Origin of the sequence: Protofrankia sp. CiT1 (assembly GCF_917627335.1) — a bacterium.
In the GTDB taxonomy this organism is placed as follows: domain Bacteria; phylum Actinomycetota; class Actinomycetes; order Frankiales; family Frankiaceae; genus Protofrankia.
In genome coordinates this window covers 1,338-8,935 of the sequence record NZ_CAKJTP010000166.1, presented here as the reverse complement: position 1 = coordinate 8,935, position 7,598 = coordinate 1,338, and the positions used below count along the sequence as shown (strand labels likewise).

The following is a 7,598-nucleotide window of genomic DNA, read 5'->3' as shown; positions in this document are numbered from 1 at the left end:
AACTTCCGGCGGCGACCACTAAGCACCTCGGGCGGGAGCACCCGGCGTCCTGACCCGTGCTGATACCGATCAGCGGGCGGCCCGAGCCAGTCGGCGCGGGCGTCTTACGACGGCTTCCGAAACACGCCCTAACGCCCCAGGAGCGGTCCGAACTCCGCATCCCAGTTGATCAGATCAGGCTCCATCTCAGCCGGAACGGTCGTGTAGGTGTGGCGCAGGAAGGCGGCGACCCGCTGCGACGGGAGTTCCAGGTCCGCCCGGCCGGTCGGACTCGTCAGCGTCAGCGCCGTGATCCGCGGTCTGTCACCGTGGGCCGGCCGGACCCACACGTCTCCCATGTCAGCCGGCTGAGGGCCGCCTGCCGCGAGCAGGTCGCGCGCGAACGTCCACCTGACGGTCTCGCCGGCCGCCACCCGAATGACGAGTGTGATCGCGATGGGGTCGGCGGGATCGAAGATCATATAGCCGGTCAGCGGCAACCGTTCACCGTTGTCCGTGACCAGGGCGATGGGCAGGTCACGGCTGATTTCCTTTGCCGCGGATGACCGATGGCGGGGCATCTCGACCGTCCTCGTCTTCGTCCTTGTCCATGTCGTGGGCTGTTCTGCGCTCGCCTGACCAATTCTGTCCGCACGCACCGCGCCGATCATGAGACAGCCGGTCAGCGTTGGCAGGAGGAACGGACTCCTGCGTCTGGTCCGACCGGCGGAACCTCACCGTCGTGTCACGCACGGCTTCGGCTCCATCGCCCGTGCCGAGGCGGACGAGGTCAGCGACGTCGATCTGTTGGCCGGCCTCGCTCCCGGGCGAGGGCTGTTCGATCTCGGGGATTCATCAGCGACGCCGCGGCGGCGCTGGACGTCCACGTCGACGTGACCACGGTGGCTGGGCCGCGGTCGCGGCTACGGGCGGGTTCTCGCTGAAGCCGTCGAGTTGTGAAGCCCGACGACGAGCGCCTCCGCGGCGTCGTGGGCCGGGCCGTTCGCAACCAGCCCGCCCGGTGCCAGACCGCCGACGAGGAGCGCCGTGAGGGCGGCGGTCACCGCCCACAGTTCGCGTCGTGTGAGGTCAGGCTCGCCGACGTGGTCGCGCCGTCCGGTGTATCCGGTGAAGAACCAGCGTGCGACCGTTGCCCCGTTGGCCGCCGTCGCGACGACCAGCGCCAGCATCGGCAGCGGTGACGATTCGCGGATTCCCTCGATGAGGAGATCTTCACCGACGAATCCCACCGTGGCCGGGAAGCCGGCGACGGCGAGCCCGAGGAGCAGGAAGGCGACGGCGAGTTTCGGGGTGCGGGCAAAACTGCCACCGGCTCCGGTGCTGCCGATGGGCCCTCGGCGGGCCTCGGTCGCCGACAGCACCATCAGGACACCGGCCATCCCGATGGCGTAGACCTGCCAGGCCAGAATTGCCCCGGCCACGGTCGTCGGTGACGCGTCCGCGATGCCGCACGCGACGATCCCCGAGACGCTGACGGCCAGGGCGCTCAGTCCGCGCCGGGCGTCGGGCTGGACGAGCCCGAGCAAGCCGCCGAGCAGCGCGGACACGGCGCCGGTCACGAGCAGCCCGGTCCCGGGCGCTGGTATGCCGCCGGCAAGGAGCAGCATCGGAGCGGTAGGAGCGGTCAGGAACACGACGACCAGGCCCATGGGCGCGGACTCCACCAGGCCGGAGATCCACAGGTGCAGGGGCAGCAGACCCAGCCGGACGGTGACGGCGGCGACGATCGCCGCGGTGCCGATCGTGCCCGCCCATCCCGGCGCGCCGTGGACAGCGAGGACGATCACCCCGAAGGCGGCCAGCGTGATACCGAACACCTGGTGGACGGCGAACAGCCGAGCCGCCCCCCGCGGACCGAGACGGCCGCGTAGCTCATGGCACGTCGCGGCGGAGGCCAGCGCCCACAGGGCCACGATGACGGCCGGCTCGCCGGTCGCGGTCGTCGCGAGCCCGCTGGCGAGCACCACCAGCACGTGGGTGAACGTGCTGGTGGTGTGTGTACGCATCGGTGCCAGCGCGACGGCGAGGAGACCGGCCAGCGCCGTGGCGACCGGCGTCCACCGGGCCCAGCCCGCCGCCAGGGTGGCCGCCGTGTGGACGCCGGCGTCGGTCAGCGCGTCGTCGACGAGTCCGGCCAACGGGACGCAGCCGACCGTCACCGCGAGTGCGGCCCCTGCCCAGGCTGTCGCGTGGGCCCGTGCTCGCCGCGCGTCGAGGCGTCGGCGGGCGAGATCGCCGGCGCCGAGCAGTGGCAGGACAGCGGCCAGCAGCGGGCCGAGCGCCACCGTCATCATCGTCCCCCGGCGGCGACATCGTCGGCTGGCGCGCTCTGGCCGGCCTGTTCGTGGACCGGCGCGCTCCCGCTGACGGGCCTGGGGGCCGCGGGGCCATGCGGCGCCGTGCCCAGCGCCCCCGTGCCGCGTGCCGCCGTTGTCTGTCTCGCCGTTGTCTGTCTCGCCGCATGCGGGACGGCAGGGCTGCCGACGGAGGGGCTGCCGCCTGTCAGGCCGAGGCGGGCCGTCTCGGTGGTCGTGCCGCCGCGCGCCCCGCCGATCCGGTCAGCCACGCGCCGCTGCGCCTGGTCGATGGCGTGCAGCAGCCGTGCGATCGGGGCGCCCAGCCGGCGCAGCCAGACGTCGAGGTAGCCGTGTCCCAGGGCGTACCGATACAGCGGGAGCTGCCAGCGGTCTGGGACGAGCCGTTCGAGATGGCGGCCGGTGTGCGGCAGCGTCCGTCCCATCGCCTGTTCGAGATGGTGCCGGTCGTGCAGCAGGCTCGGTGCGCGCAGGATCTGCGCGCCGCGTACCGCCGCATGCCCCAGGATGTGGAGGGCGGCCAGCAGGTCCAGGTCCAGACCGATCTCGGCCACGATCAGCCCGACCTGCGTCATGGACGCGTAGGCCAGGGCGTTTTTGATGTCTGACTGCACGCGGCCGACGAGGGTGGCGTGCAGGGCGGTCGCGAGACCGAGGAGGACGACGACCGCGCGGGCCGCGGGTGCCGCGTCGAGCAGGGCGTGGCTGCGTAGCAGCAGGTAGGGGCCGAGGTGCACCGAGATCGCGCCGTAGCAGATCGCGCTGGACGGGGTGGGTCCCTCCATCGCCCGAGGCAGCCAGCCACTCGCCGGTACCAAGGCCGATTTGCCGACCACAGCCAGGACCAGCAGCAGCGCCACGAGGGTCGCGCTGGCCGCCGAGCCCGGCACGGGGAGCTGCGCCCAGTTCGTGCGGCCAAGCGCACCGGTCCAGCTCGTCCAGCCTGTCGCCGGGACCGGCGGACCGACCAGGTCCACCGATGCGGCCGCGCCGGCCAGCAGCGCGGTCCCGGCGAGCAGCCCGACGTCGCAGGCGCGGTAGGTCAGCAACGCGCGCAGCCCGTGGCGCACTGGTCCACGCCGTTCGTGGAAAAAGGCGATCAGCAGGGCCGAGGACAGCCCGACCAGCTCCCAGCCGACGAACACGACGGCCAGGCTTCCGGCGAGCACGACCAGTTCGACCCCGGCGCCAAACAGCGTGAGCAGCAGGTAGAAACGGAAGAACCCGGGCTCGCGGTGCAGGTATCGGCTCGACAGCGCGCCGATCAGCCCGATCAGCATCGCCGCGGACAGCGCGAACGGGACGGACAGCCGATCGGCCACCAGGCGCCAGCGCCAGGCATGCCCGGACGTCGCGAACCAGGTACCGAGCCGGACATCGATCATGGCGCGCCCGGTCACCAGCAGGGTCAGGCCGAGGACGGCCGTGGCGAGCGCGACGGTGGCGAACACGATGGCCACGACGGTGACCGTGGCCCGTTCCGACCGGCGGCGGCCGAACCACAAGGCAAGGGCCTGCCCGGCGGCCCCGGCGGCTGGCAGCGCGACCGCGGCCGGCAGCAACGCGGAGCCGACCGCGCTGTCCGCGCCCGTGGACAGCTGGGCTGTGAGCGTGTTCCTCATCCCGTGGGCCGCGCGTCGCCTGGCCGACTGCCAACATGATCGTTGATCGCATGGCCGTCGGCGGCGAGGCCGGCTCGCGGTGGGCCGCCGGCCGCTGGCGGCGCGGTGAGAACCGCGGCGCACCCGAGATGCTGGCGATGGCCGGCGTAGTACTCCGCCGACCGGGTGACCACTGGCAGTGTGAGGTCCTCCGGCTGGTGCTGGCGGAACGTGCCGTCGACGTACAGCTGGAGGTCGGGTCTCCGCGGGTCCCAGGCGGCGAGCTGGATCCACCCGCCCGTGACGAGTCTCGCCAGCCCCGGATTCTCGCGCAGCAGGCGGGTGAGGAGCTCGGGGGTGGCCTCGGCGATCACGAGCAGACGCATCGGCTCGTGGATCTCGACCATCTGCCAGGGCAGGCCGGTGCGAAGGTCGGAGGCGTGCCCGTCCATGACGCCGACCATCGCGGTGATGTTGTGCGGCAGCTTCGTACCGCTGCCGTAGCCCACCGGATCGACGGAGCTGAAGTAGTACTCCAGGTTGATCCCCGCGCCGACCGGCCCGGCCGACAGCAACAGCCGCGCAAGCACCTCGCCATCCGGATCCGTCGTCGGATCATAGGAGACGAGAAAGGCACGGCGGTCCAGATACAGCCCGCGGGTGCGGGACCGGCGTCCGATCACACAGACGGCGTTCGTGGCGTGCCCGTACTCCGGCCGTGGCTGGCCGATGTCGCGAGCATGCTCCTGGACGTGGGCCAACGCCTGGTCGGCGTCGATGTCGGTGGGCGCGGACTCGAAGCGCCGGCACCGTTCCCGCGCGTCCAGCCGGCGGGCCGCGTCCATAGCTTCCTGGAGCCGGCTCAGGGCCGGGCGGAACCGGCCTGGCACACGATCGACGTCAAAGTAGTCGATCGACTCGTCGCACGTGTTGTGGTAGGCGCCGAGGAACCAGATGCTCGCATCCAGGTGGATGCCCCGCTGGGCGAGCGCGTCGCGCACCCGGGGGTGGTTGGCCATCGCGGCGAAGGCCCGGGCGTTTGGCCCACCCTGGCCACCGCCGGTGGCACCGCAGTCGTGGGCGGCTTCGTGGGGGTTGTTCAGGCTGGACGATCCGTGACCAGCGATCAGAACGAGCTGCTCCGTGCCTGAGCCCGCCTGCGCGGCGGCCGTCGCCCCAGGCATCGTGGCACCTGGAGGCGTTGCCGGGAGGATGCCGGTCAGGCCGATGGTGGTCAGCATCGTGTCGACGATGTCGGTCATCTCCGCGACGGTGTAACCCAGCCGCAGCGGCGCTGATCCGACCCCGGGCACCAGCGCGCCGGATGCCGTGCTCGAGGGCGTGTCCGAGAGTGCGCCCGGCGCCGCCAGCACCGGGTTGGCAGCGGCATGCTCGGCGTCCTCGGGGCATTCGAGGACGAGTCTGCTGCGCGGCCGCGGCGCCACCGTGTGGTGGACATGACGCGCCCAGTGTTCGGCCGTCCGCGGGAACAGGCAGCGGCTGACGAGCGGCACGGTCGAGGCCAGACCGGCGAGGATGGTCAGGGCCGCACCGCGGCCGAGGGTTCCGCGGGCCGTCGACAGCAGGTGCCCGACGTGTCCATAACGGCGCATCGCGCGGCGGTAGGCCGCGTGCTCGGTCTCGTCCACGGCCCGCTCCACGACCAGATGGCCTGGTGTGATCGTGACCGGGCACAGCGCACGCGGCCGGACGTCGTCCAGGCCCTGGTAGGCCATGGCCACGCCGAAGAAACCGGCCGCGCCGTAGGTACGCACCGCAGGGCAGTGCTCCTCAAGGTGCCGGCGCAGCGACTCCTCCCGCTCGTCCATACAGAACACGGCGTGGAAGGCCGTGTTCTGTATGGCGGGCTCGGCGGTCGCGGTGGAATTCCGGCTGTGGGTGGACAGCGCGTCCAGGATGGTCATCCGGTATCGGCGTTCATATGCCTGGTGCAGCAGCCAGCGCCGTCGTCGCTCGTCGAAATCGGCGACAGCCCGCAGCCAGGCGCTGGCCCACCGGTCCTCGGTGAGCAGACCGAGATCGACGTCCATCAGCTGGGCCAGCACGAATGCCTCGTACACCAACGCCGTGTCCATACCCGTGTGATCGATGGTATGGACAGCGGACGGCGGCGGAGCGTGCGTCTCGCGGCCGGGTTCCCCGGGCTCAGCCCCAGCTACGGGCGCATCCGAGCCGGTCACCACCGGCGTGGCGGCCAGCGCGGTGCCAGCGGTCGCCGTGGCGGGCGGCGGGGGCTGCGGGGGCTGTGGGATCGGGGCAAGGGAGCCGAGATCGGCCGGCTCGGCCCCCGGGCCGACACGTACGGTCAGCACATACCGGGTGGCGAACACCTTGAGCAGGAGCTGCACGGCGAGGAAGTCAACGAGCCGCGCAGGGGACGGCTGCGTCGGAACCCGGTCGGGCCGGATCTCGAACTGGCGTACCATGCCGGCCCAGCCGCGCAGGGACAGCAGGTTCGCCTGGATCGCCGCCGGCCAGGCCGACTCGGGCAGCTGCAACGCGCGAAGCGCCCACACCACGGTCCGCGTCGCCGTCCATCCCTGCGCCGCCTGCTCGCGAAGAACCACATCGAGGCCGCGCCAGACCGGGTCGGGCCGATCAATGGGCAGACCGAACAGCCGCCGGAAAACGCCCAACAGGCCGTCCGCGCGGTCCGGCATCCGCCAGTACGCAATGCCTTGATCAAGAAAAGCGGAACACAACCGAATCAGCACCGGATGCACGAACTCATCCGTGTCCACGCCCAGGAGACGCAGGATCTGGTCGCGGCGCCGCGCCGGTGCCGCGCCGGCGGGTGCCGGTGGACGTTGGCGTTCCAGGGCGTCCCAGACCTCCGCCAGCAGCCGGGCCTTGGGCGTCGGCTGACCGTGCGGCAGCGTCTGACCAGGTCCTGCCCGCCGGATGCGCCCCCATCGCGCGGCGGTCCGGGTGGCCCCGCGCCGGGACGAACTCCGCGCCGATTCCTGGTGGCCTGGGCTGGCATAACGCGGTCCGCGACGGCCGGTCGCGAGACGGCGGGTCCCAGCCGGGCGCTGGCTCTCCGAACCTCCGGGCGCCGGCAGATCAGCGGCAGCGGCAGCGGGGAAACCGATGGCATCCTGGCCGCCACCACCGGGTGACTCGAAGATCCGTCCGGCCTGGCGCCGGAGCGCGGCCCGGCGGGCGTCGTCCACCAGCGGGTGACAGCGATGACGGACGTCGTCCTCATCCACCAGCCAGCGCAGTCCGGCGCCGTGCGGGATCTCAAAAAGGGTGGTCAGACGGCGGAACCGGAACTCGGCCACAGTCGGCCCGCCGGGCACCACCTCGACGTCGCCGTCACCCTCGTCATGGGGGCCGAGAACAGCGCGTATGTCGTCCTCGCGGATCCGGCCGCCGCGCAGCTGCTCGGCGAACGCCTGCTCGGTCTGGAAAGGCTGCGTTCCCAGCACCTCGGAAGCACGGAGAACGGCCTCCTGAAAGGGGAGATCCTCGAATGCATGCAACGTGTTGTGATGCACGAAGAAGCTCAGCGGCGCTTGCTCAGGAAGAAGGTGCGCGACATCGTCCAGGATATCGGCAACGAGGGATTCCGGCTCGGTCCGTGATTCGCTCGCCGCCTGGGCCGGGAACGGAACCGCCTGACCCGCCGCGGCCATCGGTGTGGTCGTCGTCTCCGTTG

4 protein-coding genes are annotated in these 7,598 nt (G+C 71.8%); all 4 read right to left on the bottom strand.

The window, feature by feature from the left end:
- Positions 1 to 128 precede the first annotated feature (128 nt).
- A complete protein-coding gene (locus MJ785_RS18655) occupies positions 129 to 560 on the bottom strand; it encodes an SsgA family sporulation/cell division regulator (protein ID WP_239312429.1) in 432 nt (143 codons plus the stop codon).
- 342 nt (positions 561 to 902) lie between these two features.
- Positions 903 to 2,285: a proton-conducting transporter membrane subunit gene (locus MJ785_RS18650; RefSeq protein WP_239382038.1), complete on the bottom strand. Its 1,383-nt coding sequence runs from the start codon at positions 2,283 to 2,285 to the stop codon at positions 903 to 905.
- A gap of 5 nt (positions 2,286 to 2,290) precedes the next feature.
- A complete protein-coding gene (locus tag MJ785_RS18645; RefSeq protein WP_239382036.1) occupies positions 2,291 to 3,937 on the bottom strand; it encodes a proton-conducting transporter membrane subunit in 1,647 nt (548 codons plus the stop codon).
- Positions 3,934 to 7,598: DUF2309 domain-containing protein (locus MJ785_RS18640; RefSeq protein ID WP_370652984.1), on the bottom strand; the 3,665-nt coding region annotated here is incomplete at its 5' end. The genes MJ785_RS18640 and MJ785_RS18645, both read right to left, overlap by 4 nt.

Bases quoted from the DNA above. Each gene is read 5' to 3' on its own strand.
- MJ785_RS18655 (WP_239312429.1), bottom strand. From the start codon at position 560: ATGCCCCGCCATCGGTCATCCGCGGCAAAGGAAATCAGCCGTGACCTG.
- MJ785_RS18645 (WP_239382036.1), bottom strand. From the start codon at position 3,937: ATGAGGAACACGCTCACAGCCCAGCTGTCCACGGGCGCGGACAGCGCG.